Origin of the sequence: Rhodococcus sp. ENV425 (assembly GCF_002887785.1) — a bacterium.
In the GTDB taxonomy this organism is placed as follows: Bacteria; Actinomycetota; Actinomycetes; order Mycobacteriales; family Mycobacteriaceae; genus Rhodococcus; species Rhodococcus aetherivorans.
Genome location: NZ_PCZU01000204.1, coordinates 1 through 1,429, shown reverse-complemented (window position 1 = coordinate 1,429; position 1,429 = coordinate 1). Strand labels below are relative to the sequence as shown.

Here is a 1,429-nt window from a genome sequence, read left to right as displayed (position 1 = left end):
CGCGGGGCGGGTCGCCGGCTGGGTCGCCGAACAGAACACCAATCAGGGCATCGTCGTGCGCGGCCCGGCCCCCGGCGGGTTGCGCGGCCGGGACGTTGCCGACGTGGTGGGGCTGCCGCTGATCACCACGATGCGCGCGCAGCCCGGGCTCGCCGCGGCGCTCGAACGCGGCGGACTGCGGCTCGGACGGCGCTCTCCACTCGTCCACGCCGCCGAGTCCGTTCTCGACGTGCTGACCGGACCCGAACCGGGCTCGCGGTGGGCGGCATGAGCGCCGTCCTCACGGCCGAGCTGCTCGACCGGGTCCGCGAACGGCTCGCGACCGAGGCCGGCGAACCCACGCCGGACCGCGTCGCCGCCGCGCTGCGTGCGGAGTCCGGCGGGGTTCTCGGCGACTTCGACCTGCTCACGGCCCTGCGGCACCTGCAGACCGAGCTCTCCGGCGCCGGCCCGCTCGAAGCGCTGCTCGCCGAGCCCGGCGTCACCGACGTCCTCGTCACCGCCCCGGACCGGGTCTGGGTCGACCGCGGCGCCGGGCTGCGGCTCGCTCCCGTCGCCTTCCCCGACGAGGCGTCGGTGCGGCGACTCGCCCAGCGCCTCGCGCTGTTCGCCGGACGGCGCCTCGACGACGCGCAGCCGTGGGTCGACGGCCGGCTGCCCGGGCACGGCGATTTCGGGGTGCGCCTGCACGCCGTCCTCGCACCCGTCGCGCAGGGCGGCACCTGCCTGTCGCTGCGCGTGCTGCGGCCCGCCACCCAGGGGCTCGACGCGCTGCGTGATCGCGGCGCCGTCGATCCGCACGCCTATCGGCTGCTGCGACGGATCGTCGCCGCCCGGCTCGCCTTCCTCGTCGTCGGGGGCACCGGGGCAGGCAAGACCACCCTGCTCGCGGCACTGCTCGGCACGGTGGACCCGGGCGAGCGGATCGTGTGCGTCGAGGACGCCGCCGAGCTCGCTCCCGCCCATCCCCACGTCGTGCGGCTCGTCGCCCGGGCCGCCAACGTCGAAGGCGTCGGTGAGGTCGCGGTGCGCGACCTCGTGCGGCAGGCGCTGCGGATGCGGCCCGACCGCATCGTCGTCGGCGAGGTGCGCGGCGCCGAGGTCGTCGATCTTCTGACGGCACTGAACACCGGTCACGACGGCGGCGCGGGCACGGTGCACGCCAACTCGCCGGACGAGGTGCCGGCGCGGCTCGAAGCGCTCGCCGCACTCGGCGGCCTGGACCGGGCCGCCCTGCACAGCCAGCTCGTCGCGGCGGTGCAGGTGGTTCTGCACGTGCACCGCACCCCCGACGGGACCCGCCGGCTGACGGAGATCGGTGTCGTGCAGCGGGACACCGTGTCGGGTGTCGTCGTCGCGCCCGCGTGGACCCACGAGCGCGGCACGGAGGCCGGCATGGACCGACTCGAAGAGCTCTTCCGCCGACGGG

At 76.3% G+C, this 1,429-nt stretch carries 1 protein-coding gene and 1 pseudogene; both read left to right on the top strand.

Annotated features, from left to right (window positions below; genetic code table 11):
* Positions 1 to 271: pseudogene (locus tag CQZ88_RS17005) on the top strand (hypothetical protein); the annotation flags it as partial.
* On the top strand, positions 268 to 1,429 hold a 1,162-nt coding region (locus CQZ88_RS17000; RefSeq protein WP_102800075.1), incomplete at its 3' end, for a TadA family conjugal transfer-associated ATPase. The pseudogene CQZ88_RS17005 and the gene CQZ88_RS17000, both read left to right, overlap by 4 nt.